This window comes from Shewanella psychrotolerans (genome assembly GCF_019457595.1).
In the GTDB taxonomy this organism is placed as follows: domain Bacteria; phylum Pseudomonadota; class Gammaproteobacteria; order Enterobacterales; family Shewanellaceae; genus Shewanella; species Shewanella psychrotolerans.
The window spans coordinates 2,756,725-2,778,583 of record NZ_CP080419.1 but is presented as its reverse complement, the minus strand read 5'-3'; the positions used below and the strand labels follow the sequence as shown (position 1 = coordinate 2,778,583).

21 protein-coding genes are annotated in these 21,859 nt (G+C 43.4%); 14 read left to right on the top strand and 7 right to left on the bottom strand.

All coding sequences use genetic code 11. From position 1 onward, the window contains the following. The first annotated feature begins 35 nt into the window (after nt 1-35). From K0I62_RS12200 to K0I62_RS12185, 4 genes are all read left to right on the top strand, one after another. A complete protein-coding gene (locus K0I62_RS12200; protein ID WP_220068394.1) occupies nt 36-470 on the top strand; it encodes a GNAT family N-acetyltransferase in 435 nt (144 codons plus the stop codon). A 71-nt stretch (nt 471-541) separates the two neighbouring features. Next, nucleotides 542-1,246, top strand: coding sequence for a DUF445 domain-containing protein (locus K0I62_RS12195; protein ID WP_220068393.1), 705 nt, complete (start codon nt 542-544; stop codon nt 1,244-1,246). 179 nt (nt 1,247-1,425) lie between these two features. After that, nucleotides 1,426-1,776 (top strand): VOC family protein, encoded by a 351-nt coding sequence (locus K0I62_RS12190; protein WP_220068392.1) that lies wholly within the window; start codon nt 1,426-1,428, stop codon nt 1,774-1,776. Next, entirely contained in the window at nt 1,745-2,125 is a 381-nt protein-coding gene (locus tag K0I62_RS12185; protein ID WP_258404993.1) for a 5-carboxymethyl-2-hydroxymuconate Delta-isomerase, read from the top strand. Before K0I62_RS12190 ends, K0I62_RS12185 begins: the two co-directional genes overlap by 32 nt. Before the next feature lie 190 nt (nt 2,126-2,315). Here K0I62_RS12185 and asnB read toward each other — a convergent pair whose 3' ends face one another. From asnB to purM, 5 genes are all read right to left on the bottom strand, one after another. Beyond that, complete coding sequence (asnB, locus tag K0I62_RS12180) at nt 2,316-3,974, bottom strand: asparagine synthase B (RefSeq protein ID WP_220068391.1); 1,659 nt, start codon at nt 3,972-3,974, stop codon at nt 2,316-2,318. Between the two features lie 354 nt (nt 3,975-4,328). After that, nucleotides 4,329-5,984: a M28 family metallopeptidase gene (locus K0I62_RS12175; protein ID WP_220068390.1), complete on the bottom strand. Its 1,656-nt coding sequence runs from the start codon at nt 5,982-5,984 to the stop codon at nt 4,329-4,331. Nucleotides 5,985-6,329: 345 nt separating this feature from the next. Further along, entirely contained in the window at nt 6,330-7,076 is a 747-nt protein-coding gene (locus K0I62_RS12170) for an HAD-IIA family hydrolase (protein ID WP_220068389.1), read from the bottom strand. A 176-nt stretch (nt 7,077-7,252) separates the two neighbouring features. Continuing rightward, a complete protein-coding gene (gene purN, locus K0I62_RS12165; protein WP_220068388.1) occupies nt 7,253-7,897 on the bottom strand; it encodes a phosphoribosylglycinamide formyltransferase in 645 nt (214 codons plus the stop codon). Continuing rightward, entirely contained in the window at nt 7,897-8,934 is a 1,038-nt protein-coding gene (purM, locus tag K0I62_RS12160; protein WP_220068387.1) for a phosphoribosylformylglycinamidine cyclo-ligase, read from the bottom strand. Before purM ends, purN begins: the two co-directional genes overlap by 1 nt. A gap of 216 nt (nt 8,935-9,150) precedes the next feature. Here purM and upp point away from each other — a divergent pair, with 216 nt between their 5' ends. Further along, nucleotides 9,151-9,777 (top strand): uracil phosphoribosyltransferase, encoded by a 627-nt coding sequence (gene upp, locus K0I62_RS12155; RefSeq protein WP_220061284.1) that lies wholly within the window; start codon nt 9,151-9,153, stop codon nt 9,775-9,777. 103 nt (nt 9,778-9,880) lie between these two features. Here upp and K0I62_RS12150 read toward each other — a convergent pair whose 3' ends face one another. After that, nucleotides 9,881-11,200 carry a Na+/H+ antiporter family protein gene (locus tag K0I62_RS12150; protein ID WP_220068386.1) on the bottom strand — a complete coding sequence of 440 codons (1,320 nt, stop codon included), beginning with the start codon at nt 11,198-11,200 and terminating at the stop codon, nt 9,881-9,883. 314 nt (nt 11,201-11,514) lie between these two features. Between K0I62_RS12150 and K0I62_RS12145 the strand changes: the two genes are divergently transcribed. Together K0I62_RS12145 and K0I62_RS12140 are read left to right on the top strand one after the other, a co-directional pair. Then, the gene (locus tag K0I62_RS12145) at nt 11,515-12,120 is read left to right on the top strand and encodes a peroxiredoxin (protein WP_110456216.1); all 606 of its coding nucleotides are present in this window, start codon (nt 11,515-11,517) and stop codon (nt 12,118-12,120) included. A 151-nt stretch (nt 12,121-12,271) separates the two neighbouring features. Further along, a complete protein-coding gene (locus K0I62_RS12140; RefSeq protein WP_220068385.1) occupies nt 12,272-13,288 on the top strand; it encodes a DUF3137 domain-containing protein in 1,017 nt (338 codons plus the stop codon). Between the two features lie 134 nt (nt 13,289-13,422). Here the strand turns inward: K0I62_RS12140 and rnt are convergent, their stop codons facing one another. Next, nucleotides 13,423-14,115 carry a ribonuclease T gene (gene rnt, locus K0I62_RS12135; RefSeq protein WP_220068384.1) on the bottom strand — a complete coding sequence of 231 codons (693 nt, stop codon included), beginning with the start codon at nt 14,113-14,115 and terminating at the stop codon, nt 13,423-13,425. Between the two features lie 143 nt (nt 14,116-14,258). Between rnt and K0I62_RS12130 the strand changes: the two genes are divergently transcribed. From K0I62_RS12130 to tolB, 7 genes are all read left to right on the top strand, one after another. Then, the gene (locus K0I62_RS12130) at nt 14,259-15,140 is read left to right on the top strand and encodes a flagellar protein MotY (protein ID WP_220068383.1); all 882 of its coding nucleotides are present in this window, start codon (nt 14,259-14,261) and stop codon (nt 15,138-15,140) included. A 610-nt stretch (nt 15,141-15,750) separates the two neighbouring features. Beyond that, the gene (locus K0I62_RS12125; protein ID WP_220068382.1) at nt 15,751-17,904 is read left to right on the top strand and encodes a prolyl oligopeptidase family serine peptidase; all 2,154 of its coding nucleotides are present in this window, start codon (nt 15,751-15,753) and stop codon (nt 17,902-17,904) included. Nucleotides 17,905-18,071: 167 nt separating this feature from the next. Beyond that, nucleotides 18,072-18,470, top strand: a complete 399-nt coding sequence (gene ybgC, locus K0I62_RS12120) for a tol-pal system-associated acyl-CoA thioesterase (protein WP_220068381.1) — start codon at nt 18,072-18,074, stop codon at nt 18,468-18,470. Next, on the top strand, nt 18,460-19,149 hold the full coding sequence (gene tolQ / locus K0I62_RS12115) for a protein TolQ (protein WP_220068380.1): 690 nt from the start codon (nt 18,460-18,462) through the stop codon (nt 19,147-19,149). Before ybgC ends, tolQ begins: the two co-directional genes overlap by 11 nt. After that, nucleotides 19,149-19,583 (top strand): protein TolR, encoded by a 435-nt coding sequence (gene tolR, locus K0I62_RS12110; RefSeq protein ID WP_220068379.1) that lies wholly within the window; start codon nt 19,149-19,151, stop codon nt 19,581-19,583. Before tolQ ends, tolR begins: the two co-directional genes overlap by 1 nt. A 3-nt stretch (nt 19,584-19,586) precedes the next feature. Continuing rightward, entirely contained in the window at nt 19,587-20,522 is a 936-nt protein-coding gene (tolA, locus tag K0I62_RS12105; protein WP_220068378.1) for a cell envelope integrity protein TolA, read from the top strand. A gap of 9 nt (nt 20,523-20,531) precedes the next feature. Continuing rightward, nucleotides 20,532-21,857, top strand: coding sequence for a Tol-Pal system beta propeller repeat protein TolB (gene tolB / locus K0I62_RS12100; RefSeq protein WP_220068377.1), 1,326 nt, complete (start codon nt 20,532-20,534; stop codon nt 21,855-21,857). Nucleotides 21,858-21,859 lie beyond the last annotated feature (2 nt).

Below are 21,859 nucleotides of genomic sequence, written 5' to 3'. Positions count from 1 at the left end.
TTTCAGAGCGAAACACCCAATTTCAAGGATGGAATATGCTGATCAGAATTGCAATAGAAGATGATTTATCTGCGTTGGCGATATTGTTCGATAAATATCGACAGAACTTAGGTCAGGCTGCGTCAATAGAAGATAGCCATGAGTTTATGCGCTCTCGCTTGAGCGAGAATGATTCGGTTATCTTTGTTGCAATCGTTGACGAACAAGTGATCGGTTTTATTCAACTTTACCCCTCCTTTTCTTCTCGTTTTTTAAAGCCCCTTTGGTATTTTGATGATCTCTATGTAGCCGAACCTTATCGCCATAATGGGATTGGCCGTTGCTTAGTTGATAAAGCTAAAGAACTGGCCGACGAAACCAATGCATTAGCCGTACGTCGAGAACATTTTGAGCAGGATGGTTGGTTATTGATGGAATCGATCGGAACTCAATTGACCGAGTTTAGCGGTAAGAAAGTTGTTAACTCATAAATTGGAAGCGTAAATCTTCGTTGTGGTAAGATACCGCGTTTTCGGTATCAGAGCTCGATTGGAGATATAAGTTGAACAAAAGCGTTATCACTAACTTACTCGCCGCAGTGATTATGGTCTGCGGTTATCTATTTGCCTTACCTATTGTATTAAGTATTGGTCTGTTCGCGCTTTCTGGTGCGATCACCAATTGGCTTGCTATTCATATGCTGTTTGAGAAAGTGCCAGGGCTTTATGGTAGCGGTGTGATTCCGGCACGCTTTGAAGAGTTTAAAGCCGCTATCGCACACTTGATGATGGAACAATTTTTTACTGAAGAGAATATCGATAAATTCCTGTCGCAAAAAGGTAAGGGCGCCACTCATATCAATTTGCAGCCCGTTATTGAAAATGTTGATATGACACCAGCATTCAATGCTCTCGTGACGACCGTAGAACAATCCTCTTTGGGAGGGATGTTGGCTATGTTTGGTGGCGCAGAAGCGATAACACCACTTAAAGAGCCGTTTATTGAAAAGATGAAAAGCTCTCTCATTGAGATCTCTCAGAGTGACGCCTTTTATGATTTGATTAAACAAGAAATAGAGCAGCCCGATGTCATGGCAGATCTAAGAGCACAAGTTCAATCGATTGTTCATCAACGTCTCGAAGAACTTACGCCGCAATTGGTCAAAGAGATAGTGCAAGAGATGATTAAAAAACATCTTGGGTGGTTGGTTGTATGGGGGGGCGTATTTGGTGGTTTAATTGGCCTATTGGCTGCATTAATCGCATAATGAAAAGGGAGCTGAGTTCCCTTTTCGATTTAATCGCGTTTGCATCAAATAAGCGATGGTTTTCTTTTTTATGGTCCAGTGCCGTATAAGTGTATTTAACCTGTTGATAATGAATAAAATATTAGTCGTTTGCTATTAGCTTAGTTTGAGTGATGCAGTGTTAACAAAAGGATTGTTCGATGAATAAACACCTAACGATTAATTACCTTGAGATCCCTGTTTTGGATATGGCTAAAACTAAGGTGTTTTTCACCCAAGTGTTTGGCTGGGATTTTGTCGATTATGGTGATAGCTACAGCTGTTTTGTCAACGCTGGTATTACGGGCGGCTTTTATCTGAGTGAGCAGTATTTTGACCTCGATAAAGGTGCGCCTTTGATTGTTATCTATTCAGAGCAATTAGAGCAAACCATGGCTGAAGTAGAGCAAGCAGGAGGCCAGATAGTGAAAGCTATATTTACTTTCCCTGGTGGCCGTCGTTTTCATTTTAAGGATCCAAATGGCAATGAACTTGCTGTTTGGTCAGAATAATATGCCCCATTGTATCATTGAATACTCAGCACCATTAGCTGCGCAAATAGATATAGATGAACTGGTTCAGTTGGTGCACCAAGGCGCGTTGGTATCTCAATTGTTCGAGCCTTCAGCGGTGAAATCCCGCAGTTATGCTAGTCACAGTAGCCAAGTTGGCTTGTTGGCTGATGGTAGCTTTATTCATATCACGTTTAAAATCATGCCTGGACGCACCGACGAGCAGAAAAAACATCTAACTCAGATGGTTTACCGTCAGATTAGCGAACTTACATCAGATGTAAGTAGTCTTACGATGGAAGTGCTTGAGTTAGATAGTGCACATTATTTTAAGCGGCTCAGTCAATAAGGCTAGATTCAGCGCGGCATTATTAGGCTGCAGTGGAATAAATTCTATGTACTCACATCTATCGTTGGCTTGGGTAAAAGCATCTACTGAATATGCTACTTAAGGAGATCGCGTGTTATATCTCAGAGCCGATTGATCGCCATAAAAAAGAGACCGAAAGGTCTCTTTTTTATTGAGCGAAATTATTATGCTAATAAGCGCTTTCGTGTACCGATTGAACCGCACGTCCAGATGGGTCAATGATCCCCTGTAGGCTTTCATCCCATGCCAATGCTTCTGGTGTCGAGCAGGCTACCGATTTGCCGCCAGGTACGGTTTCCGCAGCTGATGGTAACGGGAAGTGCGCCTCAAAGAAGCAGCGATAGAAGTAAGCTTCTTTCGTTTCTGGCGTGTTGTACGGAAACCTAAACTTGGCATTAGCCAACTGCAGGTCGTCAACTTCTTGCGCGGCATGGTCTTTAAGTCCGTCGATCCAAGAGTAGCCTACGCCATCACTAAATTGCTCTTTCTGACGCCAAGCCACCTCTTTAGGTAACTTATGCTCAAATGCTGTACGCAAAATATGTTTCTCGATACGGCCATCCTTCGACATTTTAGCTTCAGGGTTGATACGCATTGCCGTGTCGATAAACTCTTTATCGAGAAACGGTACTCGAGCCTCGAGTCCCCAAGCCGCCATGGCCTTGTTAGCGCGTAAACAATCAAAAAGATGCAGCTTATCGAGTTTACGCACGAGCTCTTCGTGGAAGGCTTGTGCGTTTGGTGCTTTATGGAAGTAAAGATAACCGCCAAACAGCTCATCGGCACCTTCGCCAGATAGCACCATCTTAATCCCCATGGCTTTAATTTTTCGCGCCATTAGGTACATTGGTGTTGCAGCTCTGATGGTGGTGACATCATAAGTTTCAAGGTGATAAATCACATCTTTAATCGCATCCAAGCCATCTTGGAAGGTGAAAGTGATCTCATGATGAATAGTACCGATAGCATCGGCCACTTTTTGGGCTGCAGCAAGATCCGGCGCGCCTTCAAGGCCTACCGCAAACGAATGCAGTTGTGGCCACCACGCATCACTGGCGCCATCATCTTCTATACGACGCTTAGCATAGGTTTGAGTGATAGCTGAGATAACCGATGAGTCTAGTCCACCAGATAACAGTACGCCGTAGGGAACATCAGACATGAGTTGGCGTTTTACTGCAGCTTCAAGTGCTTCACGTAGCTCATCGACGCTGGCTTCATTATCTTGAACGGCACTAAAATCTTGCCAGTCGCGTTGATAATATTGCTGATATCCTTCGGCTGTTACGTAGTGACCAGGTTTAAATTCTTCCACGGTTTTGCACACAGGCATCAATGCTTTCATCTCTGAGGCGATGTAGAAGTTACCTTTGCTGTCGTGGCCTGTATACAAAGGAATAATCCCCATATGATCGCGACCAATAAGATAGCTATCTTTCGTTTTGTCATAGAGGACAAAGGCGAAAATACCGTTAAGTTTATCGAGAAAGTCGATGCCATACTCTTGGTATAGGGCCAAAATCACTTCACAATCTGAGTTAGTTTGGTAGCTGTATTTGTCGCCCAGTTCGGCTTTAAGTTCTTTATGGTTATAGATCTCGCCGTTTACAGCCAAAATCAGGGTTTCATCGGTTGATAACAGTGGCTGCGCGCCATGTTCGATGTCAACAATGGCTAAACGTTCATGGGCAAGAATGGCTTTGTCACTGCTGTATATACCTGACCAATCAGGCCCGCGGTGGCGGAGTAACTTTGACATTTCAAGAGCTACTTGACGCAGTGGTGTGGCGTCAGACTGGATATCTAAAATCGCGAATATTGAACACATAACTAAAGCTCCCAAAAACTAACTAAATCTCAATTGCTAGTTACTTTGACAGCATTTTCTGCATTTGCCAAATCTAATTTTTGATAAAACACTTAAAAAATGAATTTTAATTGTGGTTTTGTCTGCTATTTTGGGTTTTTAAGTTTTGTTAATGTAATTATCGGTTGAATAAAGTGTGGAATTCATAATTTAACCTAGTTTATAAGCCTAAGATTTTGATAATCGTAAATGATGGGGCTGATTTTACCGAAATTGAGGATAAGTAATTGTTTGGCTGTTTTATATACAAAAGGCTTCACTAGGAAGCCTTTTATACTAATTGGTATTATATAGAACGGAGTAATGATAAAAGTTTTAAGGTTGAACCGTTTTGGCTGGGCGTAAATGGTGAAATTCAGTTCCCTGATAATACCCTGGCCAATCATCACTATTGGCAAGTGTTTGCGCCGCTTGATAGTAAACGCCCATATCCTGCAGGGCGCCAGATAGATCCCAATCTGCGCGATATTCATCACAGACATTGTGATAACAGCCCTTCATTTTTTGTTTCATATCAGCCTTATATTTGGCCGACGCCTCATCAACTGGCTTATTGCCACCGCCAGCAAACACTGCTGGAACTCCATATTTGGCGAAGCTAAAATGATCTGAACGGAAAAAACCGCCAGATTCAGGGTGGTTTTCTCTCACAGTTACCCGTTGTTGTGAACTCGCAGCGTTAGTCAGGTATGTTTCTAGCTCCGATTTACCTTTGCCTACGATGATGTAATCACTCGTGCGACCATAAATATTGGTACTGTCAAAATTAAAAACGGCAACCGTTTTTTCGAGCGGATAGATAGGGTTTTCGGCGTAGTAGCGCGAGCCTAATAGACCTTGCTCTTCACCTGTAGTTGCCACAAATGTGATAGAACGCTTTAAGGGCGAACCATTTTTGGCTTGAGCCGCAAATTGACGGGCAATTTCTATAATACCTGCAGTGCCCGATGCATTATCTAGGGCGCCATTATATATTTGATCGCCAGTCTTATTGGGATCTGTCCCTAGGTGATCCCAGTGAGCGGTGAATAGCAGATGTTCATCGCTCGCTTCGTCGCCGGGTAGTGTCGCGACCACATTATAGCTATTCGCATATTCAGCTTTATTCGAAAAAGCGATATCGGCGGTTGTCTCTAAGGCGACGTTAAGTGGACTGCTCGCTGCGCGATCGCTTAAGGTGGCCAGTGACAGTCCAGCTTTATCAAAAAGTTCGCTCGCTTTTTCCTTGGAAATCCAACCTTCAACCTGCACGCGGCTATCTTGACTTGCTTTATCTACAACTAAGTCTTGTTGCGGTCCTGTCCAACTGTTTTCGACTACAGACCAAGGGTAAGCGGCAGGCTCTGTATCATGAATAATGATTGCGCCTAGAGCACCTTGACGGCTAGCTTCTTCAAATTTGTAGGTCCAACGGCCATAGTAGGTCATGGTTTTACCATTAAACTTGCCAGAATTTGGCAAAGCGAAACCAGGGTCATTAACTAAAATGACCGCAATTTTGCCAACCATATCTATGCCTTGGTAGTCGTTCCAGTCATATTCTGGTGCATTTATGCCGTAGCCGACAAACACCAGTGGGGCATTGGTAATATTGATCTGTCGATTGTCATGACGACTGCCTAATACGATATCTTTGCGGTAGTTAAACGTCATTCCTCCTAGGCTGATCTGTTGATCTTCGCTGGCGGTGTAGCTCACCATAGGAACGGCTTGCAGGTAACTGCCACCATTAGCGCCTTCGAGCCCTGCAGCCGCAAATGCTTTGCTTAGATAATCGAGTGTTAATGTCTCGCCCTGAGTGGTCGGTGCTCGGCCTTCAAATTTATCTGATGATAGGTTTTGAATATCTTGCCGAAATCTCGGTTCATTAAATTCAATTACGCTATCGACTGATTGTGATTGAGTCTGTGCTGGATGTTGGCTGCAGGCGCTCACTAGAGTAAGCGCACATGCGGACAAGAGTAATCGCATGGAATGTCCTATTTTGATTCTGATTTATTGTTCTTATCAATCGCTATTTTTAGCTATCCATTCGATGGATAAGGTTTATACCAATCAAAATAGTGATATGAGTGCTCATTTACTCACAAGGGAACAACCATTCCATTATCTGTTCGACTTGAGCTTGTTTGTTATTTGCGGCTGTTTGCCATAAACAAGCTGAGTCACTCACTCTGTGATGTTGATTGGTGTTTTTTAATGCAAACTTATGATTTTTTAGCGGGGGGTATGATGAATAAGGTGGCAAACTTTAGCAAGTAAGCCACCTTATTAAATTGTTACGCTTTGTTGCGGTATGTTAACTAATTGATGCGCTTAGACGATGTCGATGTCGCCTGCACAATTAAAGATATGATTTGGTCTGAAGGGTTCTTTTTCAATATCATGTAATTGACTCACACCACTGGTAACCAAAATGGTTTCAAGACCAGCTTGGAAGCCAGCTAAAATATCGGTGCGCATATTGTCGCCAATGATCACGGTGTTTTCAGAGTGACCATTAATGTGGTTCAGTGCACTGCGAATAATCCAAGAGCTAGGCTTGCCGACATAAAAAGGCATACGACCACTAATGCGTTCGATTGGGGCACATAATGCGCCACAAGCAGGGCTGTGTGCTGGGCCATGGGTATCTGGGTTGGTCGCAATAAATCGCGCACCATTAGCGACGAATTGTGCAGCCTTATGGATCATGTCCCAATTATAAGAGCGAGTTTCACCGATGATAACGAAATCAGGATTGATATCGGTAATCGTAAAGCCTGCATTATAAAGTTCATGGGTGAGGGCACCTTCACCAATGACGAAGGCCTTGTTACCAGTTTGATGCTTGAGAAAATCAGCTGTCGCCATTGCAGAGGTGTAGAAACACTCTTCAGGCACTTTGATCCCCGCTGCTCCAAGTCTATTTTGCAGATCTTTACCCGTTTGTACTGGATAGTTAGTAAGAATAACAAGCGGGTTGCCTTGCTCAAGAATACGATGGATAAATTTATCACTTCCTGGGATCAATTTATTGTCATGGAGTAGTACACCATCAATATCACAAATCACATTTTTCATATTTTGTCTCTTAATTGCGAACATAAAATTAACAGTTTCCATCTAAAACCAATTGTGTTTTAAAAACAACGTAATTTAATGAATTATTTAGGACATAGCGCAAATATTTACACATTTGTATGACAAAAAGAAAAAAAGAGACCTAGAGGTCTCTTTTTATTAGTGAAACGTGGTATTTAGTCTACCGCATATCCCATAATATCGAGCGGATTATTGTCTAAATAGGCAACGCCATCTCTCATTTTTAAACGCTCTTGGCTAAACCATTTAACGACTAATGGATAGATAGCATGTTCTTGTTCATTCACCCGTTCAGCGAGAATTATCGCATCATCTTCAGGGTAAATGGGAACTTTGGCTTGCAGTATAACGGGTCCCGCATCCAGCTCGGGTGTCACAAAGTGCACGCTGGCACCGTGCTCACTGTCACCAGCGTCGATAGCACGCTGATGAGTGTGTAATCCGGTGTATTTGGGCAGTAAAGAGGGATGAATATTGATCATTCGCCCCTCAAATTGCTGAACAAACTCATCGGTTAATATCCGCATAAAGCCTGCTAGCACGATAAGATCGGGTTGATACTTATCGATGGCGGCTTTAAGTCGAACATCGTATTCAGCACGGCTTTCACCTTGGTGCGCTATCACGCAACTGGTATCTATCTCACTGTGATGAGCACGAACAAGCCCATAGGCATCAGGTTTATTACTAATCACCCCAACGACTTCAGCTTGTAAATTGTCGTCACAACTATCGATAATAGCCTGCAAATTACTGCCATTACCTGAGATTAAAACTAATACGCGACAGCACTTTGGCATTATAAAATCTCCACTTGCTCTTCGTCGCCATTGCGGCTAGCAATGTCACCGATAAGCCAAGCGTTTTCGCCTTCAGCCTTAAGTAGTGCTAATGCACTTTCAACTTGGTCCTGAGGTAGAGCAATAATCATCCCTACGCCACAGTTAAAGGTTCGGTACATCTCAAATTCAGCGATGTTGCCGTTTTCCATTAACCAGTTGAAGACGGTTGGCCATTGCCAAGAATCACCTTTCACTACTGCTTTTGCAGTATCAGGAAGTACACGCGGAATATTTTCCCAGAATCCACCACCAGTAATGTGTGCCATGGCGTGGATATCATTTTGTTCAAGCAGCTTAAGCAGCGGCTTAACATAGATTTTGGTTGGTTCGAGTAAATGGTCGATCAGTGGTTTGCCTTCAAGGTCCTGCTGCGGATCGGCGTTGCTTACCTCTAATACCTTGCGAATTAGCGAGTAACCATTTGAGTGTGGACCACTAGAACCAAGGGCGATCAGCGCGTCGCCAGCGACCACTTTAGAACCATCTAGCACGTCTTCTTTTTCAACGACACCGACACAGAAGCCAGCAAGATCGTAATCTTCGCCTTCATACATGCCAGGCATCTCAGCAGTTTCACCACCGATCAGTGCACAACCTGATTGAGCACAACCTTCGGCAATACCGTTGACTACTGACGTTGCCGTTGCAACGTCAAGTTTGCCCGTAGCGTAGTAGTCGAGGAAAAATAGTGGCTCTGCACCGGCAACGATTAGATCGTTAACGCACATGGCAACTAAATCAACACCAACACTGTCGTGTTTTTTGTAATCGATGGCCAGTCTAAGCTTGGTACCGACACCATCGGTGCCAGAAACAAGAACTGGATGTTTGTACTTAGTTGGCAGCTCACAAAGGGCACCAAAACCACCAAGGTTACCCATGACTTCTGGGCGGTGGGTACGTTTTACTGCAGATTTGATATTGTCTACAAGGGCATTGCCTGCGTCGATATCAACACCTGCGTCTTTATAGCTTAGCTGGGTAGGAGTGCTCACGGAGGATCCTCTCGGGTACATCGTTATTGGATTTTTATGCGGCGCTATTCTATCAGCTTGTGGACAGCCTCGAAAGTGATGATTTTGAATATTCAAACGGACTTAGGTCACGATTTGCCGTGTCTGTAAAACTTTATGTTTTCCATTGTGGACAAATCTACTAAAATCGGTGCAATTTGCTGGAAAAAACATAAAACATAGCATCAGGAGAAAACGATGAAAGTGGTCGAAGTTAAGCACCCTCTAGTACGTCATAAAATTGGATTAATGCGTGAAGGAGATATCAGTACTAAACGTTTTCGTGAGCTAGCGGCTGAAGTCGGTAGTCTACTTACCTATGAGGCGACTGCTGATTTTGAAACTGAAAAAGTCACCATTGAAGGTTGGAATGGTCCAGTTGAAGTCGAACAAATCAAGGGTAAAAAAGTGACTGTGGTGCCGATCCTACGCGCAGGCCTTGGTATGATGGATGGTGTGTTAGAGCATGTACCCAGTGCGCGTATCTCTGTAGTCGGTATCTATCGTGATGAAGAAACCTTAGAGCCTGTTCCCTATTTTGAGAAGCTTGCAAGTAATATGCATGAGCGTATCGCACTGGTTGTTGATCCTATGTTAGCGACTGGCGGCTCAATGATCTCAACTATTGATCTGTTAAAAGAACGTGGTTGTACTGCGATTAAAGCCCTTGTGTTGGTTGCTGCGCCAGAAGGGGTTGCTGCGCTTGAAAAAGCCCATCCTGACATCGAGCTATATACGGCATCAATTGATAAGTGTTTAAACGAGCAAGGCTATATTCTGCCAGGCCTTGGTGATGCTGGCGATAAAATATTTGGTACTAAGTAATTAGAGACTAAGTGGTTAGTTTTAAATTAATCATATATCGAAATAGGAAAGGGAGCCGATGGCTCCCTTTTTTGTGACGATTGGTTTTCTATAGCTTCGCTCTCTATAAAACCATGGCCGCTATCCAACCAAATACCAATAACGGAATGTTGTAATGGATAAAGGTTGGGATAACACTGTCTCTAATATGGTCGTGTTGGCCATCGGCATTAAGACCCGCTGTAGGACCAAGGGTTGAATCTGACGCTGGCGAACCCGCATCACCTAATGCTGCTGCCGTGCCGACTAGCGCAATCGTTGCAGGCACAGAGAAGCCAAAGTTAATCGCTAATGGAACATAGATAGTGGCGATAATTGGAATGGTTGAGAACGATGATCCGATCCCCATAGTGATAAGCAAGCCCACGAGTAACATCAAGAATGCAGCCAATGCTTTGTTATCACCGATAAGATCGGATAATGATGCAACTAAACTTCCTACATCTCCCGTCTCTTTTACTACGGCTGCAAACCCGGCTGCTGATATCATGATAAAGCCAATATTGGCCATCATGCGTACCCCTTGGTTAAAGATATCTTGATCGGCAACATGTTTAAGCGCGCCAGAAAAACTAAAAATAATAAAACCAATGAGCGCGCCAAATATCATCGAGTCGGTATAAAGCTGTACAACTAAGGTTGCCACGATTGCTAAAACAGCCACAAAGATATTACGACGATTAATCGTCTCTTCAGGCTCTGCGGCCAAAATCATCTGCTCTTTATACTCACGTGGTTTGCGGTAACTAATAAACACCGCAATAAATAAGCCCAATATCATGCCCAAAGCTGGGATAAGCATTGCTGAAGGGATCTGCTCACGTACCGCATTGAGATTATTGCTATTGAGATTAGCGAGCAAAATATCGTTAAGGAAAATGCCACCAAAGCCAATCGGTAAGATCATGTAGGTTGTCACTAAGCCAAACGTTAGTACGCAAGCGACTAAGCGACGATCCATTTTTAGCTTCGACATAACATGCAAAAGGGGCGGGATTAAAATCGGAATAAAAGCGATATGGATAGGCAAAATATTTTGTGACGAAACCGCCATGGCTAAAATCGCAATTAATAGCAACCAACGAACACGGTTAATATTGACGCTGCTTTGTTCCTTCCCTAGCTGAGATATCACTTTCTGAGAAATAAGCGTGGTTAGTCCAGAGTGAGAAAGCGCTACGGCAAATGCACCAAGTAGTGCATAACTTAGGGCTATTTGAGCGCCGCCACCAAGGCCAGTATTAAAGGCATCTACCGTGGCTTGTAGATCCATTCCGCCCACTAGGCCGGCTGCAAGAGCGCTAATGGTGAGGGCGATAACAACATTTACCCTTGCGAGACTTAATCCCAACATTAGGCAAACGGCGATAACAACTGCATTCATATTGATTCTTTTTTGATTAACTATCGTGTGATTGACGCTATTTTTGACTGCATCGTTTCACTTGTCCAGCCAATCGGCGTTTTATCTTAAAAAAAGGAGCAGATGTAACGTGTCTGTATTTAACTGTAATGCGTAAGTGTAAATACCAATACATTAGGCAAGGGTATAGAGCACAGTTAATGGGCAACTAGATGAAAATTTATTAAAAAAGGTGACAATGATCCCAAATAGCTTGTGTCCCGCTGACGACTGCCTATAATGCTTTTTAGTTCATAGTTATAAAGCTTTTTTCAATCCATAGATGGAGATATAAAATGAGTGTATTAGTAGGCCGTCCGGCTCCTGATTTTACTGCTGCAGCGGTTCTTGGTAATGGCGAAATCGTAGATAGCTTTAACCTAAGCGAAGCGATCAAAGGTAAGACTGCTGTAGTATTCTTCTACCCACTTGATTTCACTTTTGTTTGTCCATCTGAACTGATCGCATTTGATCACCGTATGGATGAGTTCAAGAAGCGTGGCGTAGAAGTTATCGGTGTTTCTATCGATTCTCAGTTCACTCACAACGCGTGGCGTAACACTCCAGTAGATAAAGGTGGTATTGGTCAAGTTCAATACACTCTTGTTGCTGACGTTAAGCACGAAATTTGTAAAGCATATGATGTTGAGCATCCAGAAGCTGGTGTTGCTTTCCGTGGTTCTTTCCTTATCGACAAAGAAGGTCAAGTTCGTCATCAAGTGGTTAATGATCTTCCATTAGGTCGTAACGTAGACGAAATGATCCGTATGGTTGACGCACTTCAGTTCCACGAAGAGCACGGTGATGTTTGTCCTGCAGGTTGGGAAAAAGGTGACAAAGGTATGGACGCAAGCCCAGAAGGCGTTGCTTCTTACCTAACTGACAACGCTGACTCTCTATAATCTTAAGATAATAGTTTGTAGCTAAAAAAGCCGCGAGGATCGCGGCTTTTTTGTTTTTGTTATATTAATGATGCACGTTGATACGGTTAAGGACCAAAACTATAGACTCGTAGGTATGACGTCGCATTAAAACATATTCAAGGAGTGATAAATGAATCCGATGGAGTTTGATGTTCCTGAAAAGGATAAACTTTCTTTTAGTCAGTACTACAAGCGCAATATTGCCCCAAAATGTGCATCCTATGAAAAGATGCGCTTAGATGCTGTCAAGCGATACAACGAACGAGCCAAAATTGCTAAACCCTTAGGCCAACTCGTCATCCCATTATTTCTCGTCGGATTTGCCGTGATGTATTATAGCTTAGCAGTGCTTGATGACGGCCAACTATTCACCATAAGTCTGCTCGGTACCATGACGGTATTTGCAATGATCGCAGGCGTTTATGTTTGGGCATGTGGCGAAGTGACTAAATTAAGCAAAGACATTTTTGGTGAGCTTTATCCTATTCTCATTCGTTATTTTGGTAAGGAATTTAAACTCAATCCGCCAAATTTGCCAGAGCTAGAAACGTACAAAGATTACGGTATTTTACCTAAATATGACCGTGGCTATTTTAAAGACTCCTTCAAAGGGAAGTATCAAGGCATTAAATTTTTGCTACGGGAATTAGGGTTGGATGTAAATGATGGTACTAATAACGATAATCAAACCCGATATAAAAATATTTTCAATGGCATATTAATTGAATTTGATATCTCTAAACGTTTTTCAGGTATTACCCTGATTAGCAAAGATAGAGGCATGTTCGGTAACAAATTGGATGCCTTCAAAAGTGATTTATCGCGGGTTAGACTCGAAGATGTGCGCTTTGAAAGAGAGTTTGAAGTGTACAGTAGCGATCAGGTTGAAGCACGTTACTTGCTCAATACCGCGACGATGGAACGCTTGCTCTCAATAGGGCGCTTCTATAATTCTGAACTGGAAGCTTGTTTTAAAGACGGAAAGTTACTGCTTAAAATAGCGAGTAGTCATGATTATTTCCAATCTAACCTAGATATCCAAAAAGAGTTAAGCTTTCAAGAAGATATTGAACAACTATTTAAAGAGTTAGAGGAGATTTTTGCGCTAATTAATACGCTAAAATTAAATCAATACACTGGGTTGTAAACGGTGCTTTAATATCGTTTCATTGTTAAAAGGGGGATGCGGTGCTATTGCGCTGCATCCCCTTTGATATTGTGATGAGGTAAATGGTTAAAGTGGCACTATCTAGAGTGCATTAACTGGATTTGATCATCGCGCTAACTTGAACAGCTATCTTGGCTTTCGCTCTGTTCTTCCATTGAATCGTCGGCATTATCAGAGCTAAGTGGCCAACCGCCTAAAGCTTTCCATTTGTTCACAATATGGCAAAACAGTTCCGCGGTACGTTCTGTATCGTAAAGCGCTGAATGTGCTTCCTTATTATCAAAATCAATTCCGGCTATAGAGCAGGCTTTAGCTAGTACCGTATGTCCTAGCGCTAGCCCTGATAGTGCTGCAGTATCAAAAGTGGCAAAGGGATGGAATGGCGTGCGTTTTAGGCCATTACGTTCAATCGCCTTAGTCACAAAGCCATGATCAAAAGCCGCGTTATGGGCAACAATGATACTACGATGGCAACCAGAGGCTTTCTGTGCTTTCTTCACCTCTTTAAATATTTCTAAAAAGGCTTCTTTTTCTGATACAGCACCACGCAGCGGGTTAGTTGGATCAATGCCGTTAAATGCGAGCGCTTCAGGCTCTAAATTAGCTCCTTCAAATGGTTCAATGTGATAGTGAAGTGTTTTATCGAGTCCTAACACTCCTTGCTCATCCATCTTTAATATGGTCACTGCAATTTCAAGCAACGCATCGGTCTGGGCATTAAAGCCAGCAGTTTCTACATCAATAACCACGGGGAAGTATCCCCTAAAGCGGTGGTTAAGTTTATTCGCGTCGCAAATATCACTCATCAAAATATCCAAATAGTTAGCAGGGGGCTATTATGAAGTATCTGGTGTTAACTTGTCATGTTTGATTGGCTAATATATAAGCTAAAGGAATATTAAAGCAGGCCGATAGGGTTTAGTAACACTATTAATATGAGTGATTGTCTATGTGGACTAGGGTGCTGTTTGTTGGAACATTATGGTTGAGCTTGGGGATGTCGACGACAGCTCACGGCGAATTACGTCATTATGTGGCATCACTTGAACAGTCTCAATGGCGCTTAAGCGACAATACACCGATTGTCTGCCGACTTGAACATGATATTCCTTCATATGGTAAGGCGGTGTTTACGAGTCGTGCGGGTAAGGACCATGACCTCAATTTCACCCTTGATATGTGGGTGAAACCTGACGAAGTAACACATGCCAAATTGATGAGTATGGCACCAGCTTGGCGCCCAGGTGTTTCATCGAAACCGATAACCGACTTGACCTATCAAAAGTACTTTAGTGGTGAAGTGCCCAAAAATGCGGCTTGGTCGATGCTTAATGAGTTAGAGAGAGGTATGCAGCCGACTTTCTATTATGCCGATTGGTATAACCGTTCAAGTAAAGTCGCGGTGGGATTATCGGCGGCTAATTTTGCTCGAAAGTATTCAGATTTTCGCTCTTGTCTTGCCAATCTCTTACCCTACAGTTTTGAAGATATTGCATTTACGGTACTGACTTATGAGTTTGGCGGTGCAGAGCTAACTCGCTATTCTAAGGCTCAAATCGCGAAGGTACAAGAATACTTATCCTACGATCCAGAGGTGGAGTTAGTGTTGATTGACGCTTATACCGATAGTTATGGTGGTCGTTCAGTCAATAAGAAAGTATCAGAAAAGCGAGCGGACTCGGTGAAAGAGTTATTTGTATCGGCGGGGATCCCGCAAGAGCGAATTCACACGCTTGGTCATGGTGAAAAACGCCACGTCGCATCCAATGCGACCATAGATGAACGTTCACGAAACAGGCGAGTCGTCATTAGGTTAAGTAAGCCTCTTTAGGTTTCTTACCTATCTTATCTCACTTAAACCCAGCTAATGCTGGGTTTATTATTTTTAGCGTTAATGTCATTGATTCGCACGGAGAGGGAAATTTGCAGGAGCTGAGAATTTATATAAAAAAAGCCCACTTAATCATTAAGTGGGCCGCAAATAATATATTGCAATCAACAAATTGAAGGAAGGAAGTCAAGCATAAGAACCAGGGATGAATTCACGTGTATAGCACATGACTTCGGAGTTCTTGTTTTCAAATCTACCTGAAGTAGACACCTCCTGAAAACAAGATGAATTATAGGATCAGACGTTTAAACCAGCAAACTAAAAAAATTACCCGTTTAGATTAGTAAAACTAATCCTTTGGAGGCGGCGTTTTTTTACTGGATTCACTAATTCCATGCCTTTGCGCGGAATTAGTCACATTTAGTGCATAACTTTACGATTTAATAAATTTATCTATGTTGGTTTTTTATTAACAATTGAGATGGATTAGTTTTAAATTGAATGTTTAGAGCCCATTGCACTGTTTTATTTTGCTTGTATAGTACGAGGTTATGGGCATTTGCTCGCACTTTGACGTCAAATAATAATTAGATCCCTAGGATGGCTACTGATGCTTCTTAAAACGATATTATCTAAGCAACACCTTTTTATTGCTGGACTCGGGCTTACGCTCGTTGGTTGTCAGTACAATGCATCGCAAGTTGATGTTCCACAAACAATCAGTACGCCAACAGGCGTGACAGAAACAATTCATGGTGTAGAGGTTGCCGATCCATATCGTTTTCTTGAAGAGGAAAGTGATGCGACCCATGCTTGGGTTAAGCAGCAGCAACAAGCTGGTCATGATTACCTCGCTCAGATAGAGAATAAGCAAGCTATTGTCGACCGTATTACCGAGTTGTGGAACTTTGAAAAAATTACCGCACCAGCAGAGCATGGCAGTAATACGTTTTACTATCGCAATGATGGCCTGCAAGCGCAGTCTGTTTTATATGTAAAAAATAAAGCAGGGCAAGAGAAAGTTGCCTTAGATCCTAATGCATTTTCAACTGATGGAACCGTGGCGTTAAGTGGCGTGTCGGTCAGTGGTGACGGTCAAACGATTGCTTATGGTGTGTCTAAATCAGGTTCTGATTGGCAGCAGTGGCAATTTGTCGATGTTGCTACGGGTAAAAAACTCGTTGATGAACTTAATTGGATTAAATTTTCTAGTGCACAGTGGAGTAAGGATAACCAAGGAGTTTACTATTCACGCTACGATGCACCAGAAGGTGGTAATTTGTTAGCCGATGTTAATTTTAACCAAAAAGTTTACTTTCATAAGTTAGGCACAGACCAGTCTGAAGATAAGTTAATCTATGAGCGCCCTCAAAACAAAGATTGGGGCTTTGGCGCTGAAGTTTCAGAGCAAGGGGATTACTTGCTGCTGTCTATTTCACAAGGCACTGATAGCCGTAATCGCTTCTTCTACAAGTCGTTAACGGAAGAAAATGCGCCTGTGGTTGAATTGATTGTCGACCTTGAAGCGGAATATAGTTTCCTTGGCAATGATAAATCAGTCTTCTATTTTAAGACTGATTTAGATGCGCCTAATGGTAAAGTCATTGCGATTGATGTTAACCGCCCCGCAAAAGCTAACTGGAAAACGGTTATTGCTGAGTCAAGCGATCCAATCGCTAGCGCGGCGATTATTAATGACCATTTGGTGGTCAGTTATCTGCATGACGTTTTAGGACAGTTGTCAATATTCAGCATGGACGGTGTAAAACGCCAAGATGTTGAGTTACCGGGTAAGGGTAAGATTGCTGGTCCTTATGGTAAGCGCAGTAAAGATTACTTCTATTACACCTTTAATAGCTATGTTCAGCCTCAGACTACCTACAAGTTTGATTTTAAAACGGGTGAGTCGAGTTTGTACGCCAAGCCAGATATCTCATTTAATCCAGATGACTATGTGTCAGATCAAGTCTTCTATACCAGCAAAGACGGTACTCGTGTACCTATGATGGTGTCCTATAAAAAGGGATTAAAACTTGATGGTAACAATCCTACTTTGTTATACGCCTACGGTGGGTTTGCAATATCGTTAACGCCTCGCTTTAGCCCTGCTAACATTGCGTGGATGGATATGGGGGGTATTTATGCAGTACCTAATCTCCGCGGTGGAGCCGAGTATGGTGAAAGTTGGCATCAAGCTGGCATGTTCGATAAGAAGCAAAATGTATTTGATGATTATTATGCTGCGGCCGAGTATCTGATCGACAACAAATACACCAATAGCAGTAAGCTAGGTGCCTATGGTCGTAGTAATGGTGGTTTGTTGATGGGCGCCGCCTTGACTCAGCGACCAGAGCTTTTTGCCGCCGTGTTGCCAGCTGTTGGTGTGCTGGATATGCTGCGCTTCCATAAGTTCACCATTGGCTGGGCGTGGACCAGTGAGTATGGCAGTGCAGATGTTGCTGAACAGTTCCCTGCGCTGCTTGCCTATTCGCCATACCATAATATCACCGAGCGCGATTACCCAGCCACTATGGTAATGACCGCCGACCATGATGACCGCGTTGTACCCCTGCACAGCTTTAAGTTTGGTGCCCTGTTACAAGACAGACAGACGGGTGATGCGCCTATCATCATGCGTATCGAGTCTAAGGCGGGCCACGGTGCCGGTAAGCCGACAGCGATGAAGATAGATGAGTTTGCCGACATTTATAGTTTCCTATGGCACAGTTTTGGCTTAACAGTACCGGCTAAGATTGGCAAGTAACTTAGGTCTATAAAAGTTGACGGTAAAAGGGAAGTTATTAACTTCCCTTTTTTATTAACAAAATTTTATGAAGTTAGTCGTGACAGTTGCAGTTTGAACCATTCACAATTGATGATGCGATAGGTATAGTAGGCCTCTATTTATCTAATGTTTGGCAATCAGGATCTATGTTTCGTTGGCCTATTTCTGTTTATTACGAAGATACTGACGCTGGGGGAGTGGTATATCACTCTAACTACCTTAATTTTTTTGAGCGTGCTCGTACGGAGTGGCTAAAAAACATGGGGGTTAAGCAGACTCAGCTGTTAGCAGATGATATTGCGTTTGTTGTAAAAAAAGCGGAATTGGACTTTAAGATAGCCGCTCGATTTGAGCAGGACCTTTTTGTCGAATCAGAGGTCATAGAGATGAAGAAGGCCTCGTTACTGTTTCGGCAGCGTTTGTTAGATGATGCTGGTAAGGTCTATTGCGAAGGCTTGATTCTCGTTGCTTGTGTCGCTTTGTCACGTATGAGACCAAGGGCCATTCCCCACAATATTGTTCAGGAGTTTAAGGGTGGAAGCTGATATTTCTTTTATCGGTCTGTTTTTACAGGCTAGTTTGCTGGTTAAGTTTGTCATGCTGACGCTACTCGCGTTATCCGTCGTTTCATGGGCGGTGATAATTCAACGCCGAAGGCTTTTAGCTGTAGCGCGAGAACGCTCGCTTAAGTTTGAAGATAAGTTTTGGTCTGGAGTCGATTTAAACAAGCTTTATAAAGAACTGTCTGCCAGACAAGAGAGTAATACGGGTTTAGAAACGCTGTTTTATACGGGTTTCAAAGAATATGCGCGTTTAAACAATCTTAACGGTAAAGTGCCAAGTGCTGTGATGGATGGCAGCTACCGCGCGATGCGTGTCTCGCTATCTCGTGAACTTGAAAAGCTCGAAACCCATTTGCCATTACTGGCCACTATTGGCTCAACAAGTCCCTATATCGGCTTATTTGGAACCGTGTGGGGGATTATGAACTCCTTTATTGCCTTAGGTGCGGTAGAGAATGCCACATTAGCCATGGTTGCACCAGGTATTGCCGAGGCGCTTATCGCTACCGCCATGGGCCTATTTGCCGCAATTCCCGCTGTTATAGCCTATAACCGATTTTCGACTCAAGTGGATAAGATAGAGATGTCTTATGCCAACTTTATGGAAGAGTTTTCTAGCATTTTGCATCGCCAAGCTTATAGCGAAAAGGAAACGGTGTAATGCAACAAGGTTATCAACGTAAAAGACGCAGGCCAGTAGCGGAAATCAACGTTGTTCCCTATATCGACGTGATGTTGGTGTTGTTGATCATTTTTATGGTTACCGCGCCGATAGTAACTCAAGGGGTAAAAGTGGATTTACCTCAAGGGGCTGCAGAGTCGCTTCCTGCCGACAGTAAACCGCCCGTTGTGGCATCCATTGATGCCGATGGCGATTATTATCTCGATGTCGGCAGTAGCAGCTCAAAAGAGACATTGGATTTAGAAGAGCTGGCGATAAGAGTGAGTGCCATCATTCAGCTTGAGCCTGAGCGCCCTGTGGTGGTTAAAGCGGATCGCAGTATAGCTTACGAAAAAGTGATTCAGTTGATGGTTTCGTTGCAAAAGGCTGGGGTGCCGTCCGTTGGCCTTATGACTGATTCACCAGAGGAGTAGTCGGTGGCAACTAAATCAGATTTTAAATTACCTCTCATTATTTCTGCCAGCATTCATATTGGCGTGATAGGGATAGTAGCGATGGGCGTCGACTTCGATGAGAAACCTAAAGTGGTTCCTCAAGTGAGTGCGCCTGCGGTTCAAGCTGTGGTTGTCGACCAGAAAAAAGTGACGGAATATGCTGAAAAGCTTAAGGCCGATAAGCGAGAAGCCGAACGTAAAGAGAAAGCGCGTCAAGATGAACTCGAGCGCCGAGCTAATGAAGCCAAACAAGCCCGTGAGCGTGAGCAAGCACAAATAAAGAAACTTGAACAACAGCGTAAGCAAAAAGAGATTGAAACTCAAAATGCTGCCGCCGCAGCTAAAGCTGCAAAGTTAAAAGAGAAACAAGAAAAGGAAAAGGCTGCACAGGCAGAAGCACAGCGTAAGAAGAAAGAAGCTGAGCGTAAAGCCTCTGAAGAGGCGGCCGCCAAAGCTGAGGCGAAGCGTAAGCAAGAGGAAGCCGCGGCGAAAAAGGCTGCCGATGAACGTAAGCGCAAAGAAGCTGCAGAACGTAAACGTAAAGCTGAAGAACAGGCGCGTTTAGAACAAGAGCGTATGATGCAAGAGGCGTTAGCCGCCGAACAAGCTGCGTTGTCGCAGACGCGCAATAAGCAAGTGGTTAGCGAGGTACAGCGTTATACCAGTATGATCCGTGCGACCATTCAACGTAATTTGGTGGTAGATGAATCGATGCGAGGCAAAAGCTGTCGTATCTTTATTCGGTTAGCCAAAGATGGTTTTGTTACCGGAAATGAGATTTTATCTGGAGACCCAGTGGTCTGCCGAGCAACCAAAGCTGCAATCAACAAGGCAGGACGTTTACCCGTGTCGCCAGAGGCTGACGTCTACAACAAGCTAAAAGAGATTAACTTAACTGTTCAACCGGAATTTAATTAAAGGAGTGTCATGAAAACTTTGGGGAAATGGCTCATTTTAGGGTTGATGTTCTGCACAATACCTGCCAAAGCTGCGTTAGATATTGTGATCACCGAAGGGGTTGATGCCGCTCGTCCGATAGCGGTTATTCCGTTTGTTTGGCAAGGCGCAACACCAATGCCACAGCAGATCTCTGATGTGGTGATGTCTGACTTGGCTCGCAGCGGCACCTTTAAGCCAATGGAAGAGCTTGGACTACCACAACGCAATATTAGCTCAGTGTCCAATTTTGATGTAAAGGCTTGGTCTGGTGTTGCTGCAGAAGCTGTGGTGATGGGATCGGTCAAACCTTTTGGACCCGATCAATATCTGGTTAACTTTGAGCTAATTGACTTAGTGAAAGCGCAAATGCAGTCAAGTGGACCTACATCAAAATCTGAATACCTGATTGATAGCCGTGAAACCGTTATCACTGCCGCTCAGTTTAGACAATATGGGCACAGGATCAGTGATATTGTTTATGAGAAATTAACCGGGATTCGTGGTGCGTTTTTAACCCGTATTGCGTATGTTGTGGTTGAACATCAAGATAAATCACCCTATAAGCTGATGATTGCTGACTACGACGGTTATAACGAGCAGATGTTACTTCGTTCTCCAGAACCATTAATGTCGCCAGCTTGGTCACCAGATGCGCGCCGATTAGCGTATGTGAGTTTTGAGAACAAAAAAGCAGAAATTTTTGTTCAAGATATTTATACCCAGCAGCGCACTAAGGTGACGAGTTTTTCTGGGATTAATGGCGCACCCTCATTTTCACCAGATGGTAAAAAGTTAGCGGTTACTTTGTCTAAAGATGGTCAACCAGAGATATACGTGGTTGACATTGATACTAAAGCGATTAAGCGAGTGACTAATCACTATGCTATTGATACCGAAGCGTCTTGGACCCCAGATGGTAAATCGTTAATTTTTACCTCTGAGCGTGGTGGTCGTCCACAATTGTATCAAGTGACGCTAGCATCGGGTAAAGTGGCTCGTCTGACATTTGAAGGTGAGTGGAATTTAGGTGGTTCAATTTCACCCGATGGCCGTAGCATGGTATTTGTTAATCGTACCAATGGTAAGTTTAATATCGCCAGAATGGATTTAGAAACTCGCTTTATGCAGGTGCTGACAAGCACTCGTTTAGATGAATCGCCGAGCATTGCGCCAAACGGTACTATGGTGATTTATGGTACGACTTATCAAGGAAAACAAGTTCTAGCGGCAGTCTCTATGGACGGGCGATTTAAAGCTAGATTGCCAGTGGGACAAGGGGAGGTTAAATCTCCAGCTTGGTCACCGTTCTTATAACT

Bases quoted from the DNA above. Each gene is read 5' to 3' on its own strand.
- K0I62_RS12200 (WP_220068394.1), top strand. From the start codon at position 36: ATGCTGATCAGAATTGCAATAGAAGATGATTTATCTGCGTTGGCGATA.
- K0I62_RS12190 (WP_220068392.1), top strand. From the start codon at position 1,426: ATGAATAAACACCTAACGATTAATTACCTTGAGATCCCTGTTTTGGAT.
- K0I62_RS12185 (WP_258404993.1), top strand. From the start codon at position 1,745: ATGGCAATGAACTTGCTGTTTGGTCAGAATAATATGCCCCATTGTATC.
- asnB (WP_220068391.1), bottom strand. From the start codon at position 3,974: ATGTGTTCAATATTCGCGATTTTAGATATCCAGTCTGACGCCACACCA.
- K0I62_RS12175 (WP_220068390.1), bottom strand. From the start codon at position 5,984: ATGCGATTACTCTTGTCCGCATGTGCGCTTACTCTAGTGAGCGCCTGC.
- K0I62_RS12170 (WP_220068389.1), bottom strand. From the start codon at position 7,076: ATGAAAAATGTGATTTGTGATATTGATGGTGTACTACTCCATGACAAT.
- purN (WP_220068388.1), bottom strand. From the start codon at position 7,897: ATGCCAAAGTGCTGTCGCGTATTAGTTTTAATCTCAGGTAATGGCAGT.
- upp (WP_220061284.1), top strand. From the start codon at position 9,151: ATGAAAGTGGTCGAAGTTAAGCACCCTCTAGTACGTCATAAAATTGGA.
- K0I62_RS12150 (WP_220068386.1), bottom strand. From the start codon at position 11,200: ATGAATGCAGTTGTTATCGCCGTTTGCCTAATGTTGGGATTAAGTCTC.
- K0I62_RS12145 (WP_110456216.1), top strand. From the start codon at position 11,515: ATGAGTGTATTAGTAGGCCGTCCGGCTCCTGATTTTACTGCTGCAGCG.
- K0I62_RS12140 (WP_220068385.1), top strand. From the start codon at position 12,272: ATGAATCCGATGGAGTTTGATGTTCCTGAAAAGGATAAACTTTCTTTT.
- rnt (WP_220068384.1), bottom strand. From the start codon at position 14,115: ATGAGTGATATTTGCGACGCGAATAAACTTAACCACCGCTTTAGGGGA.
- K0I62_RS12130 (WP_220068383.1), top strand. From the start codon at position 14,259: ATGTGGACTAGGGTGCTGTTTGTTGGAACATTATGGTTGAGCTTGGGG.
- K0I62_RS12125 (WP_220068382.1), top strand. From the start codon at position 15,751: ATGCTTCTTAAAACGATATTATCTAAGCAACACCTTTTTATTGCTGGA.
- ybgC (WP_220068381.1), top strand. From the start codon at position 18,072: ATGTTTCGTTGGCCTATTTCTGTTTATTACGAAGATACTGACGCTGGG.
- tolR (WP_220068379.1), top strand. From the start codon at position 19,149: ATGCAACAAGGTTATCAACGTAAAAGACGCAGGCCAGTAGCGGAAATC.
- tolB (WP_220068377.1), top strand. From the start codon at position 20,532: ATGAAAACTTTGGGGAAATGGCTCATTTTAGGGTTGATGTTCTGCACA.